Here is a 17,272-nt window from a genome sequence, read left to right as displayed (position 1 = left end):
GATCAGTCGATCACGCCCGCCTCGCGGCCACTCTCCCCGATCCGCAGCATGCGCTTGTCTTGCGGCGAGCATCGCCAGTTTGCCGCGTCATACACGTTGCCGGTACCGCTGTAGCGCGCCATCTCGGGAAACTTGCAGAGCGGCATCGTGCGCTTGGGTGCCTTGCTGTAGTCGGTCATGGGGCCGTTGGTCGGATAGAGCGCCGCTGGCAGCGCTTCGGGCGCCTTGCCGTTTTCGACCCAGTCCTCGATGGCGCCCAGGGCATCGAAATTGCCGGGGCCGTTTCCGCCGAGGCTGCAATGGGCGGTGCTTGGCAGGCTGAATAGGCGCACATTGCGCTGCAGTTTTGCATAGCCGCCAAAGGTTCTGGCTAGCTGCTTGTAGTAATTGGTCATCATGAAGGGCGTCAGACCGCGGTCACCGAGATTGCTCCAGATCAGCAGCTTGCGGTCCTGGCCAATCATCGCTCGCAGCAATTGCGGATGAGTGCCGATGCCCATGCGCGCGCTCTCACGGGCGCGCTCGACTTCGGCGCGGGGCACGACGATATGATAGCCCTTGACCGGCCCTGGCCCGCCTTGGCGAAAGCTAAACAGCGCGCGAACGGCGAAATCGGGTTCGTCGCCATGCACGAAGGCCTTGAGGATCGAGAAGCCAGAAGAGGGAAGCCCGTCAACGCCCGCGGGCGAATCTGGCCAGGGAGCGGGATCGGTGAGGTTGGCGGGTCGGGTCTTGGGGCGGAACGTCGCATCGAAATCGCTGACCGTGTAGCCGGGCTGTATCACGCGGCCGTGCTCGTCCGTCACGGCGCTGAGTACGGTGCTTACAGTCTCTGCCTGGTCCTTGGTGAAGCATCGGTCCGCGGGAGCTCCCGCTTCGCAAAGTGGCAGATCTCGTTGCGCACGGAAGTTGCAGGCTGCCGGATTCTGTATGAGGCCGTCGGCGACGCCGTCTGCCTTGTCGCACTTTGCCGTGACGATCGGTGCCACCATGGCGATCAATTCGGGAGAGAGATCGGCTTGTGGTGACCGGATCGTCGCCAGTGCCATCCCGGTTCCCTGGAAGCCTACGCCCATCATATCCGCATAAGGCGAGCCTGCGACTATGCCGTCGAACATCTCCGGAAAATACGTCGCCGCCACGAGTGCGTCGCGCCCACCGCCCGAGCATCCCATGAAGTAAGAGCGACGCAGACTGCCGGGAGCTCCAGCGGCGCTGAATACCGCGGAGGTGAGCTGCTTGCCGACTTGCGCCAGAACTTTGTCGGCACGGTAGTAGAAGTCCTCGATGGCATCGATGTCGATGCCGCCGCCAGACTTGTAGGCCCAGCTGGCCCAGTTCATCCCCGAATGACCCTGGTCAGTGCCGAAGGTCGCATAACCTCTCCTGATGGCGTCGCCGGGCTTTCCTTGGGCTACGATCGTGACGAGGGGGCTCGCCGCATCGTTCAGAACGATGCTGCCGCAATGTCCGAAGCATCCGTATTGCAGGTATCGGCCGTTCCAGTTTGCCGGAAAGGTGGCCAGGAAGTTGGCCGTTTTGCCGGTCTTGGGATTGGTGACGAAGCTACCTCGTGCCTGGCAATAGGCCGGCACGCCCGTGCTCGCTCCCACCAGCCTGACACCGCCGGTCGCCTGAATCCTGATGCCAGGTGCGACCTTGTCGGCCACGGCCTGCATGGCCCCGGGCGAGCAGACCGAGGAAAGATCGAGGCCGCCTTCGGTCGCGCTGGCAGGCTGGCTGGCTCCTCCGGAAAGCGTGGCGGTCAGCGTGCCCGCGAGCGCGGCACCTGCAAGCCAGGACGATCTCTTGGCGAGTTTTTGCATGATGGTAGGATTCCTGAAAAGTGAAATGGTCTTCTGCGACGCGGGGTCAAAGGCATCGCCTACGCTGCTGATCCGAGTTGCGCCGTTTGGCCATTCGAACGCCGACCATCGCAATTCGGCCTTGTGAAGCGGATGGGTTCGAAATCTCGCGCGGGCACGGTTGAAGGGGCTTGGACTTTGTTCATACCGAACACCGTGAGCCGCCCGTGTCGCGCAGCGGTCAGCGGTGTTCGAGCCTGTAGACGCGAACGGCGTTGTTCCAGGCGATATTCCGGAAAGTGCTGCGGTCGACCGAGTTCCAGGTTATGCTCAGAAGCTCGCGCGCGATGCATTTGCCCGCCAGTCCGCCCATCGCGGCCATACGCATCTGCATGGCCGCGGCATTGCCGGCATTGACGCCGCCGGCCGGACGTTGCGGATCCGACCCCGGAGGCACCGGCACGCTCGGCGCCATGGTGCCCATGCCGCCCCGCCCGTCGGCGCAGCCGCAGTCGCTGCCGAACATCAGCTTGTGCTGGTGACGTTGCAGAAAGCCGCGAGTGAACTCGGGATCGCGTCCCATCTGGATCAGGCAGGACGGTGCCCCGAGATCGCCATAGAGGTTCGGATAGTCGGCAAGCAGTCGGTCGATCAGACCACCGGGTTGAACCTTGTCCGTCAGGTATCCGCCCCCGTCGCTATAGCGCGCGTCGATGTGCCCCCAGAAATCCGATGCATGGCCAACGAGCTTGGCCTTCGGATATTTCTTGAGCATCGGCTCGATGTGGCTGAAGCCGCGCCCGGGCTGCGACGGTCGTCCCGGTAACCCGGCCTTCTGGAAATGCATCATTATCGGAACGTCGAGCTCGGCGGCCATTGCGAACATGCGATGCATGTCGGGACTGTCGACATCGCCAACCGCGCCGCTTTCCGCAAAGCCCTTCCAGCCTCGAGCTTTCAACCTTCGAAGCTCGTCGATCGCCTGCGCGCTCGCGCCGGCGGTGCTCAGGCTCGCCATGTTGAACGGCGAGGGCGCGGCATCGGACGCGCTCGATCCTCCCGGGGGGCTGAAACCAGCGCCTCTGGCCCAGCCGATGAAGCGCCCAGGATGTTTCCCGCGCAGTTGGGCATAACGAGTCGAAGCGTCGCCAAATGCGAGCATCAGGGCGCTGGAGACGCCCGCTCCGTCGAGGTGGGCGATCATCGCTTCTTCGGAGGCTCGCTCATGGAAATGGCAATCGACGATCTTCTCTCCGGCCCAGGGCGTGATCCTGTCAGGCGTTGGCGATGCGGCCGCCTGGACGAGGCGTGAGCCGAGGACGGCGGAACCGGCTGCCGCCAGGACAAAATTTCTACGATTTAGCTCGATCACCGGCACCCTCCCAGATTCATTGAGTTAGATCATCTAACATTCATATGCGTATGGTCAAAATTGGAATTCTGCATGACGCTCTGTTCGCAACACCATTCCCCGATCGCCGGGTGGCCAAACGAAGAATTTGTGAGGCATTACAGCGAAATAGAGCATAGGACTTGACCATTTCGGATTGTTTTGCTGCCCCGATGCAATGCCGATCGTCGCATGGAGGATATCATAAACATACGCATGAGTTGGGTGGATGTGGCGCACTGGCGCGCGAACGGTCTTTCCGGTCGCCAGAGGACGCCCGCGGCCTGCTGGGTCGATTGGGGTAACGCTCGGCCGCGAATTGCGATCTTGATCGATTCAGGCGGATGCTTTGCAGTTAAGGACGGCACCCAAGCTGTGAGCCACTTCTCATCGTGAACCTGAAACTCTAGCCGCAAGCATCGACACCATTTCGACGCCCCGGCGGCCCTTATGAGCTGGTTCGCCGGTACGCCGCGTTCAGTGCCGGTTCGCTCAGGCGACCCAAGACCAGCAGATACTCCGAGATGAAAATATTGCGGCTCGCTCAGCCGCTGCTTGGCTTGCAATGCTGGTAGGGGACACTAGACTATGCCTCGCGCTCGAACAGGGCGCCGAGACGCAAAGTCCTCGCCCGGATCGACACTGAGACCTGGCGATTGGCAGGTGGCCAAATCCAGGTCGTCGACGCGCATGTCCAGGTGCTGATCCAGCGCCAAAGGCGTCGATGCTAGTCCGCAGCGCAGGCTTTTGATTCCGGCTGGTCCGGCGTCCCGACAGGAGAAGCCCATGGCGACGAGCATCGCGCACTGGCGCGTGTCCTCAGCCATCGCGTGCGTCTGAGGATCTGGGGAAAGCTCGATCCGGCCGCGGACGGTCCGGCGCATGGCACCGCGGTCGATAGCGACCTTGCGTTGCTCTACCGAAACGAAGCGCCGCGTATGCGGCGATGGCTCGCGGCGCGCTTCACGCCGGACAAGGCGGCCGACTTCGTCCAGGCGACCTTCGTTCGCATGCTGCGCCTCGGCGCCGACAGGCGCGAGGCCATAGAGCATCCGCGCGCCTATCTGTACCGCGCCGCCGACAACCTCGCCACCGATCACCTGCGCTCACCCGCGCATCGCCTCGAGCATCAGTCTAGCGAGGATATGTCTGGTTCGAGTGATCCCCATAGTGCTCTGGAGGCGCGCGACCTTTTGCGCAGGATCGAGGCTGCTATACCCAAGCTCCCTGATCGAACCCGTGAGATATTCATGGCCCACCGCTTCGAGGACCTGACCTATCAGCAGATCGCCGATCGGCTCGGGATCACCACCAAGGTCGTCGAGTATCACATCAAGGTCGCCATGCGCGAACTGCACCGCGCCGTGAGCGAACGGCCGTGACAATGGCGCGGGACGACATGGGCGAGGGTGGGGATCGCTTCGCGCAGGCGAGTGCCTGGTTCTCGCGCATGCGCGGCCCTGATGCGGAGAAGTTTCGGGGGGCTTTCGCGGCCTGGTTGGATCAGTCCGGTAACGCCGACGCCTACCGTGAAATGGAGGCGATCTGGGGCGCGTCGGCGCAGGCATCGACTTTGGTCGCTCGGCGGCGTCCCGCCTACCTGCGGCCAGGCCTCATCGCGGCCGGCGTCGCGACCGCGCTGACCATCGGCTTCCTGGTCGTCTACGGAGGCCGCGGCAGCGACACGTCGGGCTTTGCCAGTTTTGCCAGCGACCGTGGCCAGATCCGTGTCGTGGAGTTGGCGGATGGCTCGCGCGTCACGCTCGATAGCGACAGCGCGGTGCGCGTTGATCTGACGAGCACCGAACGGCGCGTCACCTTGGTGTCGGGACGTGCGCGCTTTTCCGTCGCGCACGACGCCGAGCATCCCTTCGTCGTCGTGGTCGGCGAGGATGCGGTCGTCGCGCGCGGGACGATCTTCGATGTCAGGCTCGTGAGCGGTCAGGCGGAAGTGGCGCTCTACGAAGGCGCGGTCGACCTCGAGCGGCGCGAAAGCCGCGCGCCGCCGCGCGTCATCGGCCGCTTGCGCCCAGGACAGAAGGCGCGCTTTGCGGCGAACGATGCCGAACCCAAGATCGCGGCCGCGGGCATCGATCCCTGGCCGGCCGGAATACGACCGGGGCAATCGATGCGTCTTGCCGACGTTGTCGCCGAGGCGAACCGCTACGGCGCCACGCAGATCGTGCTCGCAGAACCGGCTATCGGCGACCTGCGTCTGTCGGGCGGCTTCCGGCCAGCGGACACGCGCGACCTGGCCCACGCGCTCGCCGCGGCTTTCGATCTGTCGATCGCCGAGGGACAAGCCGGTTCGATCACATTGTCGCGACACCTGTCCGCGCCGACGCACGCGCCTGGATCCGAGCCCCTGTCGCTACGCGCGCGCTGCACGAAATCGCTGCCCGACTGTCGCCTCACGGCCTCGGGCTAGATCCCGCCGGGTGGTTCCATGCCGATCATGATCTTCTCGGCGATGCGGTCGGCGACGAGCGCCGGGGACGTCTTCGTGCGCAGCGCCTCTTCGAGGATGATCGCTACGCGCATGCCGATCCGGCCGACACGCAGCGCGACAGCTTCCTCGTCCTCATCGAGGTATTCGGCCGAGGCGCTGATGATGCCGCCGGCATTGGCCGCATAGTCGGGGACGTAGACCACGCCGTTCTGGCGGAGGACCCCCGCGATCGCGGGCTCGGCGAGCTGATTGTTGGCCGCGCCGCAGATCAACCGCGCCTTCATCGTCGCGGCGACCCTGCGTGTGATCACTCCCCCGAGCGCGCACGGCGCGAAGACGTCGGCATCGAACAGCGCGACATCTTCGACCGAGGCGATCCTGGCACCGTAATCTCGCGCGATACGGGCGGTTCGGTCGACATCGATGTCGGCGACGACGAGGTCGGCACCGGCTTCGGCGAGCAGGCCGCATAGCCGCGATCCCACCTGGCCCAGTCCCTGGACGGCTACGGTCTTGCCCGAGAGCTCGCTGCCGAGGGCCGCGCGCGATCCGGCGCGCATGGCGTGGAATACGCCGAGCGCTGTCCAGGGTGCGGGATCGCCGCCGGCGCGCCCGGCCGCGCGGTCGCGACCGACTACGTGGCGTGTGTGCCTTGCGACCACGTCCATGTCGGCGATGGTGGTTCCGACATCTTCGGCCGTGACGTAGCGACCCTCGAGACGCTCGACCGCCTCGCCAAAGGCCGAGAGCAGTGCTTCGCGATCGAAGGGAGCGTCGGGCTGGCGGATCACGGCCTTGGCGCCCCCGAAAGGGAGGCCCGCCAGGGCATTCTTGTAGCTCATCCCCTCGGCGAGCCGGACGGCATCGACGAAGACCTCGTGGATGGAGGGATAGGTCCACAGCCGGCATCCGCCCGCGCCGGGGCCGAGCGCGGTCGAATGGATGACGATCATGCCTTCAAGCCGCGCATCGAGATCGTGCAGACGGACATATTCGGGGGGCGGGGCGGGCAATTTCTTGGTGGCATCCATCAGGGTCATTCTCCTCCCGCTCGTTATCCCGCGGCCGCCGAGGGCGTGCTTGATCGATTTCGCGGAGGCGGACGGCGGGATCGGTCGGAAAATCCTTGATCGCGCCTCTGGGAGAACGAATTGACCGAGCTTGACCTGTTCGAGACCAGAATCCTTCGCGAGCTGCAGCACGACGCTGATCTCACCACGGCGGAGATCGCCGAACGCGTCGGGCTATCGGTGTCGCCGTGCTGGCGCCGCATCGATCGTCTGGTGCGCGAGGGCGTGATCCGCGCGCGCGTCGCGCTGGTCGATCGCAGGAAGGTGGGGCTCAATGCGCACATCTTCGCGCAGGTCCGCCTGACCGCCCATGGCCGCGCAAATCTCGACGAGTTCGGTGCGGCGATCCGTAGCTTTCCCGAAGTGCTCGACGCCTATGTCATGATGGGCACAATGGATTTCCTGCTGCGCATCGTCGCGCGCGACATCGACGCTTACGAGCGCTTCTTCCTCGAGCGCCTCAGCAAGCTGCCCGGCGTCCAGGAAATCCATTCGACCGTCGCGCTGTCCGAGATCAAGTCGACCACGGTCCTGCCCGTCGGGTAGGCGCCGAGAGACTTTTTTCGCGCAATCGCAGAAAAAGTTCAGGGTATTCCGCATTTGCCTCGTCTCACGCCCGCCACCGCCATCGAACGCGCGGTCGGCGGGAGGTGGATATGAACATTGCAACTTCGGACGGGCGCAGGCGGCGCCGACTTCGGCTTGTCGCGACCTGCGCTCTGGCGGCGCTTCTCATGGCCGCAAGCCCGGCCTGCGCCGAGCGCGCCGGGATCGACTACGACATGCCGGCCCAGCCTCTGGCTTCGGCCCTCGCGCAGGCGGCCGACCGCAGCAGCGTGACAATCATCGCGCCCGAAGCGCTCGTCGAAGGGCTGCGTTCGCGGCCGCTCAAGGGGCACTTCTCGGCCGAGGAGGCGTTCCGCCATCTGCTTGAGGGGAGCGGCCTGGTCCTCGAGCGTGTCGGCGAAAGCTACGTGGTGAAGCGGGCGACGCGAAGCGAAGTCGAGCCGCTCGGCTTCGATGGCATGGAGCGCGACACCGACATCGTCGTCACCGGATCGCGCATCCGCGGCGCGCCCGTCGCCTCGACGCTCGTGCGCCTCGAGCCCGAGGCGATCCGCAACACGGGGCAAGCGAGTGTCGCCGATGCGTTGCGCGCTCTGCCGCAGAATTTCGGCGGCGGGCAGAACCCCGGCATCGCCCAGACCGTGCCCGAGTTCAACGGCGGCGACGCCGGTGGCGGTTCGGGCCTCAACCTGCGCGGCCTTGGCGCCGACGCCACGCTGACGCTGCTCAACGGTCATCGTCTGCCCTATTCGGCCGCGGCCCAGTCGGTCGATATCTCGGCGATCCCGCTCGACGCCGTCGACCGCATCGAAGTCGTCGCCGACGGCGCTTCGGCGATCTACGGTTCGGATGCCGTGGCAGGCGTCGCCAATATCGTTCTCAAGCGCGACTTCGACGGCTTTCGTACGCGCGCGAGGGTGGGCGGGTCCACGGACGGCGGCAATTTTTCGCAGCTCTATTCGGCCGTAGGCGGCCGGGCCTGGGGCTCGGGCGGCCTCATCGTGGCCTACGAATTCGGCCGCTCGACGCGGATCCGCTGGAGCGACCGCGACTACGCCAAGACCCGCTCGCCGGGCATCACGCTCTATCCGGCCTTGAAGCGCCACAGCCTGGTGGTTGCCGGTCATCAGGAGATCGCTCCGGGGCTGACCTTCTCTATCGATGGTCTCTACGGGACGCGTCGGCGGGACACGGAATTTCCGCTGAACGCGGCCGGCAATCTTGCCGTCAGCCGCGGCACCAACAATGCGAAGACACGGACCTTCGTGGTCGCGCCGTCGCTCGACGCCGAGATCGGAACCTGGCGCCTGTCGCTGAGCGGTTCCTACGGCAACGACCGCCTGGTCATCAGGCCCAGGAACTATGCCGGCACGACCTTGACCCGTGACGGCAGGACTTGCCTGTGCAGCATTGGCCGCTCTGCCGAACTGGGCGGCGATGGACCGATATTCTCGCTTCCCGGCGGCGACGCCCGGGTCGCCCTGGGGCTGGGTTGGCGCGACAATCGCCTCGAGCGATCGAACTCGATCAACCCTCTCGCCAATCTCGTGGCCTCCCAGGAGAGCCGCTATACCTATGGCGAGATCAACCTCCCCTTCGTGTCGCCGGCCATGGGCCTTGCCGGTGTTGATCGGCTCAATCTCTCCGCGGCGCTGCGCTACGAGAACTATCCGGGGATCGACGAGGTCGTGACTCCCAAGGTGGGGCTGATCTATTCCCCCGTCCCGGGCTTCACGCTCAAGGGTTCGTGGGGCAAGTCCTTCAAGGCGCCGACCCTCGTCCAGCGTTATCAGCTGACTTCCGTGCTCGTCGAGCTGCCCGCGAGTGTCGGCGGCACCGGCTTTCCCGCAGGCTCGACCACAGTTTACTACACGGGCGGCAGCGAAAGCCTGAAGCCGGAGCGCGCGACGAGCTGGTCGGCGACCGCCGTGATCGAGCCGCCGCCGATCCCGGGCCTGCGCCTCGAAGTCGGGCTGTTCCATACGCGCTATGCGGACCGCATCGTCCTGCCGATCCAGCGGCGCAATCTCTCGCTCGTCAATCCGGCCTTCGCCGATCTCGTGACCCGTTCCCCCACGGTGGCGCAGGTCAATGCGGTGCTGGGGATCGCAGACGAGTTCGCCAATATCTCGGGCCTCCCGCTCGATCCGACCAGGGTCGTCGCCATCGTCAACAACAGCTACGCCAACGCCGCGAGCCAGACGATCGAGGGCGTCGATTTCCTGATCGACTATCGTTTCGACCTGGGTGGCGGGACGGTCGGGCTCACGACCAATGCCAGCTTGCTCGACAGCAAGCAGCTTCGCGAATCCGGCCAGGCCGTCACCAGGCTTGCCGGCACGATCTTCAATCCGCCCCATTTTCGCGCGCGCGGTTCACTGTCCTGGGCGAAGGGACCGCTTAACCTGGCCGCCACGATCAATCGTGCAGGCGGGATCGACGATACCCGGTTCAGCCCGAGCATCACGGCCATCCCGGGCATGACCACGTTCGACCTTGCGCTACGCCTGCAGCCCACGGGCGGCTTCGCAAGGGGCTTCGACCTGATGCTGGCGGTCGAGAATGCCTTCAACGCCAAGCCTTCGCCGATCCGGACGACGAGCTATCTCGACCTGCCTTACGACTCCACCAACTACACACCGATCGGCCGCTTCGTGAGCCTGACCCTCGCGAAGACGTGGTGAGCGCCATGACGATCATCTCGTTTCGAACTTCGCTCCGCTGCGTCCTGCGCGGCGCGCTCATCGTTTCTGCGCTCCTGCCGTCCGCGGCCTGGGCGGAATGCGAGGATCTTTTGCCATCCGCGGAAGGGCCGGCAAAGGGAGGAGCCGCCTCGCGGTCGGTGGCTGCCAGCCGGCTCGTCACGCCCGACGACATCATCCGTCTGCGCGACGTCGGCCACCGCGATGTCATCAGCACACGGCAGACACCCCTTGGCGTTTCGCCTGACGGCAAGCGGCTCGCTTTCGTCATCTCGCGCGCGCAGATCGCGACCAACGACTATTGCCGGGCGCTCGTCGTCGTCGATCTGGCGCCCGGGACCGGTTCGCCCGCCGAGCCCCGTGTCGTCGATCGCGGGGGCGAGCTCATCAAGGTGCCGACCGCGGTGCGCGGACTGGTCCAGACGGCAGGCGCGCCCGACATGGTTACGCCGGTCTGGTCTCCCGATGGACGATCGATCGCCTATCGCAAGCGGATCGACGGGCGTACCGAGGCCTGGGTCGCTGCGGCCGACGGAAGCGGGGCGCGCGCCGTGGCGCGGCTCGATGGCGATGTGATCGACCTCGCGTGGGACCCGGACGGCGCCAGGTTGCTTCTGACCTGGCAGCCGGGTCTTGTCGCGCAGCGCGCGGCGATCGCGCGCGAGGCCTTGTCGGGCTATCTCTATGACGATCGATTCCAGCCGACCGACAGGCCCGAGCCGCTGTTGCAGGCTTCGCCCCTGGTCGGTTTGTCGGTCGATCTCGCGAGTGGGCGACGCCAGGATCTGGGCGCGGACGAGACTGCTAAGCGATTTCCGAACTACCGGCCCGGCCTGCCCGTGCCGCTCGATGTACGGTCGCAGGGCGGCATCCGAGCCCGGCTCACGCCGGTCAGCGACGACCTGCGCAGCGAGATGCGGATCGTCGCGGCAATGCCGGATGGTTCGGCGCGCGCCTGTCTCGCCAGGACCTGCAGCGGGTCGATCCCGCTCATGTTCTGGATCGGCGAAACGCTCGTCTTCCTGCGCCAGGAGGGCTGGGCGAAAGGGACCTATGCGCTCTACGGCTGGCGGCCGGACAGAGATGCGCCGCAGAAGATCGTCGCCGGCGAGGACCTTCTGTCGGGTTGTCTGCCCGCCGCGGGCCGGATCGTCTGCATGACCGAAAACGCGACCACGACCCGCCGGATCGTCACGATCGATGTGGCGGACGGCCTGCAGAAGACGGTGTTTGATCCCAATCCGGAGTTTGGCGCGATCCGGCTCGGCACCGTGAAGCGGCTTGCCGTCCGCAATGCCGTAGGGCGCGAGGCCTGGGGCGATCTCGTCCTTCCGCCCGGCTATCGCGGCGGCCGCCTTCCGCTCGTCATCGTCCAATACCGCTCGCGCGGGTTTCTGCGCGGCGGCGTCGGCGCGGAATACCCGATCCATGCCTTCGCCGCGCGCGGAATGGCGGTCTTGAGCTTCGAGCGTCCCGATCCCCTCGCGTCGGGCAAGACCGAGGCGGAGCAGTTGGGTTCGGCCACAAGGGACTGGGGCGACAGGCGATCGGTGAACGATGCGCTGGACCGCGTGATCGATGAGGCCGTGCGTCTGGGCGTCGCCGATCCCAGCCGGATCGGCATGACAGGGCTCAGCGATGGCGCCACGACGACCGCCTTCTCGCTGCTCAATTCACGCTACCGTATTGCAGCAGCCGCCGTGAGTTCATTAGCCATGGAGCCCCAGACGGTGATGACCGTCGGCGGCACGCGGTGGGCCGACAGTCTCAAGGCACAGGGCTATCCGCCGATGACGAAGGATGATCCCACCTTCTGGGCGCCGATGTCGCTGACGCGCAATGCGAGCCGGATCGACACACCAATCCTCGTCCAGCCGGCCGACCACGAGTACACGCTCTCGCTCGAGGCCTGGACGGCCTTGAGGGAAGCCGACAAGCCCGTTGAAATGTTCGTCTTTCCCGACGAGTACCACAACAAATGGCAGCCCGCGCACCTTACCGCAGTCTACGAGCGCAGCCTCGACTGGATGGACTACTGGCTCCTGGGCAAGCGCGACGCCGATCCCGCCAAGGCGCCGCAATATGCGCGCTGGGACGCTCTCAAGGTTCTGGCCGATCGCCCGAAATCGGCGGGGTCGTAACGGGACAGTCTGAGATTGGCTGGGCCCCGTCGGTTGCGGTGGGTGACGGGGCCTGGAGAGGCGTGGGAGGCGGGCTTGGAAGCGCTCGCACCCACGCCTCGACATCGGCGATCCGCAATATGCGATTGTAGTCGTAGCCTATGACGGCCTGCCCTGGGAGGAGGGCCGCCGCGATCGCGGGGCCGTCGAGCAGGCTGGCCTGGTCGAGCATGCCGCCGATCAGGAGCTCGCTGAGCTTTTCGCGATTGGCTTCGAAGATCGCCGCCACGAACCCGTCGGGTGTGCCCTTTCCGCGTCGCCAGGCGATTTCGGGCGGCAGCAGCTTTTCGAACGCCCGCCTTGCGACCGCGCGGTTGTGCCCGTTTTCGACCCAGTGCCAGGAAGGCACCGACAGGCAGAACTCGACGAGCGGCTGGGCGATGAGCGGCGACCACTCGGCCGGGTTGCCGAAACCGATGTCGAGGAGGTTCTCTGCCACGACGAGGTTGGCGATATGGTTCGCCGATCCGGCAAGCCCGCCGCGCGGCGCCTGCAGCCAGGCGTGGGCAGGCGCAACAGCCCGGCCGATCGCTTCGACGCTCAGGAATTCGTGGGCGAGTTGCCAACGATATCCGGGCGGCCGCAGGTAGGCCCGGCGCAGGGCGCGAACGAGCACTTCGGACAGGCTCGCGCCCGTTAATCGCGCCACGTCGCCCGCCGTTTCGAGCATCGCGCGGCCCGGGCCATGGCAACGAAGTCGGTCCGCGACCGGGGCAACCGATTGCGTGAAGCAGAACAGGCTGTCGCCCCCTCCGCCATCGACGACATCTTGCGAGCCCGTCGCGGCCGCGAGGCGTTGCTTGGCAAGGCGCGACGCCTGGCGGAAGCTCCGTCCGATCGGGCGCGCCAACCCCGGGCTGCCGCACAGCGCCACATCGACCTCGTCCAGTTCGGGCGCGATCTCGAAGATCGGCAGGCCGAAGTGACGAGCGACGGTTCGCGCATAGATCCGCTCGTCACCGATCGCATCGCCGAATGGCAGATTGAGGCAGGTGGGGCGCATGCCAACGGCGGCAAGGCAGGCCGTCAGGATCGAGGAATCGAGACCGCCGGACAGCATCACGTCGACCCTGTCGAGATGAGCCACCTGCGCTTTGACGCAGGCTAGGGTCAGTTCGCGCAGCCTGTCAGCGAGGTCGCCACTTGTTTCGGGACGCGGCGCGAGCGCGAATTGCCAGGGATCCCAGCAGAGCTCGGTTCGGATCCCGGCGGCAGTCACGGTCAGGCGATTGCCCCAGCGCAGCTCCTCGATGCCTTCGACGCAGGTCCGGGCACCGCGCAGACCGCCAGTACGCAGATGGGCGGCTACCTCATCCCAATGCGGGCGATCCGTCCGAACGCCGCATCGCGCGAGGAGCTCGAGGTCCGAAGCGACGAGGACGAGGCCATGACGGGAGGCATGGAGGCCGGGAAGGTCGGAGAATGGCGCGCGCACGATGGTCGCCACGTCGGTAACGGCGAGCAAGGCGACATAGTCGCCCCAATATTCTTCGATCAGCATCTGCCCGCGGGTTTCCGTCACGCGGCGGGAGACGTCTTCGTCCAGCGCGGTCACGCGCTTCATGGCGCCCTGTCGCTCGAAGAGGGGGCCAAGCACCACGCCGGCCGCGCCGGCGAGCGCGAGCGGCTCGGGAGCGTCGGTGAAGACCTGCAGGGCCGGGGCCGAATAGGCGAGCCCAAGACCGGCCTCCGCCATGAGGGCCGCAATAGGCCGCCTTGATCCGAACGGATCGCGGGGGCCGGCGAGGGCCAGATAGCGTGGCAGCCTCATAGCCGGCGGATCGGGGTGTAGAGGCGGACTCGGTCGAACCGGTCGTTGACGAGGGCGTTTTCGCACTCGACCCAGCAGTGTGCGCCAAAGGGACGCAATTGCACGCCTAGAACCACCTCGGCCGGGCATCCCCGGCGGACGAGGTCGAGTGCCAGGGCGAGCGAATGCGGGAGGCACAGGTCGTGCGCGCCGCGCAGCAGGCAAAGCCGATCGTAGGCGGCCGCGCTCGATACAAGATCGGTGTGCTCGAATGAGGTCGGTGAAGCTCGGCGTGCCGCGGCCAGTCTATCCGCCATCGCAACGATACCTTGCCGTCGTAGCGATGAGCGCGTGCGGGCAAAGCTCCAGGCAAGAGAGGCGACGCGGCCAACGGGCGGTGGAGGCATGTCACCGTCGAGAAGGCTCCGCCGCGCTGCCAGGTCGGGGCAGGGTTCAATCGGCGTGCCATCTCGGGGAACGACGACGCCGCGATGTGCGAGCAGATCGCAGGCAGCCGGTGTCGCCGTGCCGGCAAGCAGGTTTCCGAAAGCCTCGGCCAGCTCCTGACCCAGGCCGAAATAGCGGTCTCCGGGGAGATCCAGGAACAGGTAGCGATCGTGGATCCGGCAGAACGACAGCGCGGGATGGAGCTGCATCGTGGTTCACTTTCGGGCGTGCACGCGCCGACGCGTCGGCGCGTGCACTGGTTCAATCGCGTTCGATCCCCTCGGGAATCAGGGTGCAGACCGCGTCGGTCAAAAGACCCATGCATCCACGGGTCTGCGTGCTGGCCACTCCGAGATCGGTGACGCCCGATCCGAGAAAGCTGCGCCCAGGCGCATTGGCGCCAGCCTTGGGCACGTCGACGTCGCCGCGCTTGCGTCCGTTCTTCATCATGGCTGTGTGCCTTTCGCAGGCGGGCGCGCGGCGACGGCCGCGCGCCCCTTGTTTGTCGTTGCGACCGATCAGTCGTCGGTCATGCCGGCGACTTCGATCAGGTCGAAGATGCCGTCGCTCAGGATGCCCTGAACGCCTTTGGTCTCGGTGCTGGCCTGACCCAGTTCGATCAGGTCGGCGGTCTCGTGTTCACGTTCCATTTCGACTTCCTTTCGAATGCCGCGGATTGCGGCACGAAAAGAATGAGCCGTGGTCGAGAATATACGAAGTAAATACTTGATTGTATTGACAATATACTGGGGTGGTCAGACTTGCGAATTGGGGGCGATCATCTTGGCAACGATTTCAGCGACATGGAGATGGCGGCGGCGGTGATAGCGTTCGAGCTGCCGGCGCAAGTTGGCCAGCCTGCCGGACGACCAGGCCTCGGACAGCGAGCGAAGCTCGTCGAAGTAATCGGTGAACACCTGCGCTTCGGCCCTGCGCGCGCGGTGGAGTCGGTCTTGCGCCTGATCGATCGCGTGGCGAAACTCCTCATGGCCAAAGGCCTGCGCGATAGCGACGAAGAGGACGCGCGCCTTGTCGGGCGGGCTGTCGGCAGGGGGCAGGGAACTGCGCGGCCGTGCGCCGGACTTGCGTCCGCGTAGCAGCAGACCTGTGAGGTCGCCGTGCCAGCGGTAGAGATCGCGCAGGGCCGCCTCGGTCGGTACCGGCACCTTGAAGCCTTCGCGCGGCCAGGCCTCGACCAGGCGTTCGCCGAGCAGCTGATGAAGCGCGTCGCGGACCGGCGTCGCGCTCGTGCTCAGCCGCACCGCGAGCCTGGCGGGATCGAGGCGCTCGCCGGGGCGCCTGAACCCGTCCATGATCTGGGCCTTGAGGAGATCGTAGACGCGATTGGCCGTCCGGCCGGGGCTCATGTCCGGTCGCTCCGCTCGCGCGCAACGTGCTCTGCGACCATAGCTTGCTGGTCGGGTGTCAGCGCGTCGATTGCCGCGACATGGTCTTCGATGTCGGGCTCGAGCAGGCGCGAAGGACATTGTCCGTCAACATTGCCGAGATTGGGGCGGTGCTGGCTGTAGCCGGCGAGCGCGGCGAGGCTTGCCGGGAAGTGTCGCGCAACATCGGGCGGATAGGCGAGCCAGGGGTTTTCGTAAGGCTTGAGCCAGCCGAGCGAATAGCCCGTAACGATCGCCCGGCGCGGCGTGGTAGTCGTATTGGCGCCGGCCCCGTGCAGGGTCGAGCCGAGGAACAGGAGCGCGTCGCCGGGCTCGCATTCGATGGCTACGCCCGCTTTGCTCGGCGGGGGAGCGAGCGCCGCCTCGCCATGCGAACGGGGCCAGAGCCGCGTCGCGCCATTGGCCTCGCGGAAGGGCGTCATCGGCCACATCACGTTGAGCAGGTATTCGTGGGTGCCCTTCGGCCCATGCCACATGTCCTGGTCGCGGTGCGGTACCTGCGCGATCTCGCCGGGGTGGACTTCGATCGCCTGGCAGACGTTGAGCTGGATCGTATCGCAGTGCGGCTCGAGGAGATCGCGCGCGATGGCGACGATCGCCGGCTGCTCCGCGAGGAGCCGGGCATGGGCGGCACGGATCAAGAGCTTCCCGAAACGCTTGGTCCGCGTCCCGTAGAAGCCGCCCTCGCAGAACGGCGTGTCGAGAAAACGCTCGGCAATGTCCTGGTCGAGCTCCTCGACGATCGCTTGGGGCAGCATCTGCCGCATCAGGCAGAAACCCTGTTCGCGAAGCTGCGCGATCGTTCGGTGCCGACGTCGCAGGGGCCGCGTTCCCGCTATCGCGAGGAGGGCGCTCATGCGCGTTGCTCCGGTCGATGGAAAGCCGGCGGCGGCGTTCCAGGTTCGGTCCCCGTCTCGGCCCATATGCCGTTCGCGTGGAGCCGGGCGGGCGTGTGCTCGTCGATCGCGATGATCATGGCCGCGAGCATCCGGCCGCCGAGCACCATCGGTGTTCCGAGCGCTTCGCAGTCCCATCCGAAAGCGGCGATCTGGTTGTACCAGCCGATCTCGGCGACGCCGGTATAGCGCGCGATCCCGGCGGCGAGGGCGTGTTCGGCGAGCGCGGAGACCAGCATGTCGCGCGCTTGGCGCCGCTCGGGCGCCCGCTGGCGCGGATCGATGCAGAAGCGCGTGATCTCCCTCGTGTCGGGGCCGGTGGGGATCGGGCCCTCGACGAGCATCGGATAGAGCTGATCGAGCAGGTGCGGGCGCGTCGTCTTGAGGAGCCGCGCCGAGGCGAGATGGCCTCCTCTGCCGTCGCCGATGATGATGTAGGTCGCCTGCTCGTCGTCGAAATGGTCGAGCTCCCAGGTCCCCGCGAGAACCGGCACGTCCCATTTGAGCATGTCCACGAAGACGCGCTTCCTGGCCTCGAACATCTCGCGCAGCAGCGGCCCTTCGGCCTCGCTCATCTGGTCGAGCTTGTGAACTGGCATGACGGAAACTC

15 protein-coding genes are annotated in these 17,272 nt (G+C 66.2%); 5 read left to right on the top strand and 10 right to left on the bottom strand.

Annotated elements, in window-relative coordinates; genetic code table 11:
- Positions 1 to 2: 2 nt before the first annotated feature.
- Both WG901_RS21020 and WG901_RS21015 read right to left on the bottom strand, forming a co-directional pair.
- Complete coding sequence (locus tag WG901_RS21020; RefSeq protein ID WP_339589082.1) at positions 3 to 1,940, bottom strand: tannase/feruloyl esterase family alpha/beta hydrolase; 1,938 nt, start codon at positions 1,938 to 1,940, stop codon at positions 3 to 5.
- A gap of 106 nt (positions 1,941 to 2,046) precedes the next feature.
- Entirely contained in the window at positions 2,047 to 3,183 is a 1,137-nt protein-coding gene (locus WG901_RS21015; RefSeq protein WP_339589081.1) for an amidohydrolase family protein, read from the bottom strand.
- Positions 3,184 to 4,025: 842 nt separating this feature from the next.
- On the opposite strand from WG901_RS21015, the gene WG901_RS21010 reads away from it, so the two are divergent.
- Together WG901_RS21010 and WG901_RS21005 are read left to right on the top strand one after the other, a co-directional pair.
- The gene (locus WG901_RS21010; protein WP_339589080.1) at positions 4,026 to 4,577 is read left to right on the top strand and encodes a sigma-70 family RNA polymerase sigma factor; all 552 of its coding nucleotides are present in this window, start codon (positions 4,026 to 4,028) and stop codon (positions 4,575 to 4,577) included.
- 2 nt (positions 4,578 to 4,579) lie between these two features.
- On the top strand, positions 4,580 to 5,623 hold the full coding sequence (locus WG901_RS21005; RefSeq protein WP_339589129.1) for a FecR family protein: 1,044 nt from the start codon (positions 4,580 to 4,582) through the stop codon (positions 5,621 to 5,623).
- On the opposite strand, the gene WG901_RS21000 is transcribed toward WG901_RS21005, so the two are convergent.
- On the bottom strand, positions 5,620 to 6,675 hold the full coding sequence (locus WG901_RS21000; protein ID WP_339589079.1) for a Leu/Phe/Val dehydrogenase: 1,056 nt from the start codon (positions 6,673 to 6,675) through the stop codon (positions 5,620 to 5,622). The genes WG901_RS21005 and WG901_RS21000 overlap by 4 nt on opposite strands.
- A gap of 120 nt (positions 6,676 to 6,795) precedes the next feature.
- Here WG901_RS21000 and WG901_RS20995 point away from each other — a divergent pair, with 120 nt between their 5' ends.
- The 3 genes from WG901_RS20995 to WG901_RS20985 all read left to right on the top strand — a co-directional run bounded on the left by WG901_RS20995 (position 6,796) and on the right by WG901_RS20985 (position 12,124).
- Entirely contained in the window at positions 6,796 to 7,260 is a 465-nt protein-coding gene (locus WG901_RS20995) for an Lrp/AsnC family transcriptional regulator (protein ID WP_339589078.1), read from the top strand.
- A gap of 188 nt (positions 7,261 to 7,448) precedes the next feature.
- The gene (locus tag WG901_RS20990) at positions 7,449 to 9,965 is read left to right on the top strand and encodes a TonB-dependent receptor (protein ID WP_339589077.1); all 2,517 of its coding nucleotides are present in this window, start codon (positions 7,449 to 7,451) and stop codon (positions 9,963 to 9,965) included.
- A 158-nt stretch (positions 9,966 to 10,123) separates the two neighbouring features.
- Complete coding sequence (locus WG901_RS20985; protein WP_339589076.1) at positions 10,124 to 12,124, top strand: Atxe2 family lasso peptide isopeptidase; 2,001 nt, start codon at positions 10,124 to 10,126, stop codon at positions 12,122 to 12,124.
- Here WG901_RS20985 and WG901_RS20980 read toward each other — a convergent pair.
- The 7 genes from WG901_RS20980 to WG901_RS20950 all read right to left on the bottom strand — a co-directional run bounded on the left by WG901_RS20980 (position 12,084) and on the right by WG901_RS20950 (position 17,261).
- Positions 12,084 to 13,859 (bottom strand): asparagine synthase C-terminal domain-containing protein, encoded by a 1,776-nt coding sequence (locus WG901_RS20980; RefSeq protein WP_339589075.1) that lies wholly within the window; start codon positions 13,857 to 13,859, stop codon positions 12,084 to 12,086. The genes WG901_RS20985 and WG901_RS20980 overlap by 41 nt on opposite strands.
- Positions 13,860 to 13,930: 71 nt before the next feature.
- Positions 13,931 to 14,569 (bottom strand): lasso peptide biosynthesis B2 protein, encoded by a 639-nt coding sequence (locus tag WG901_RS20975; protein ID WP_339589074.1) that lies wholly within the window; start codon positions 14,567 to 14,569, stop codon positions 13,931 to 13,933.
- 52 nt (positions 14,570 to 14,621) lie between these two features.
- Positions 14,622 to 14,810, bottom strand: a complete 189-nt coding sequence (locus WG901_RS20970; protein WP_339589073.1) for a hypothetical protein — start codon at positions 14,808 to 14,810, stop codon at positions 14,622 to 14,624.
- 68 nt (positions 14,811 to 14,878) lie between these two features.
- Positions 14,879 to 15,010, bottom strand: coding sequence for a benenodin family lasso peptide (locus tag WG901_RS20965; RefSeq protein WP_339589072.1), 132 nt, complete (start codon positions 15,008 to 15,010; stop codon positions 14,879 to 14,881).
- A gap of 105 nt (positions 15,011 to 15,115) precedes the next feature.
- Positions 15,116 to 15,727, bottom strand: coding sequence for a GntR family transcriptional regulator (locus WG901_RS20960; RefSeq protein WP_339589071.1), 612 nt, complete (start codon positions 15,725 to 15,727; stop codon positions 15,116 to 15,118).
- Entirely contained in the window at positions 15,724 to 16,623 is a 900-nt protein-coding gene (locus WG901_RS20955; RefSeq protein WP_339589070.1) for a phytanoyl-CoA dioxygenase family protein, read from the bottom strand. The genes WG901_RS20960 and WG901_RS20955 overlap by 4 nt, the downstream gene beginning before the upstream one ends.
- Positions 16,620 to 17,261, bottom strand: coding sequence for an acyl-homoserine-lactone synthase (locus WG901_RS20950; protein ID WP_339589069.1), 642 nt, complete (start codon positions 17,259 to 17,261; stop codon positions 16,620 to 16,622). Before WG901_RS20950 ends, WG901_RS20955 begins: the two co-directional genes overlap by 4 nt.
- Between the last annotated feature and the right edge of the window lie 11 nt (positions 17,262 to 17,272).

It is taken from the genome of Novosphingobium anseongense (assembly GCF_037482895.1).
Taxonomy (GTDB): domain Bacteria; phylum Pseudomonadota; class Alphaproteobacteria; order Sphingomonadales; family Sphingomonadaceae; genus Novosphingobium; species Novosphingobium anseongense.
Note: the sequence above shows the minus strand (reverse complement) of the source record. Positions and strands in the feature narration are given on the sequence as shown.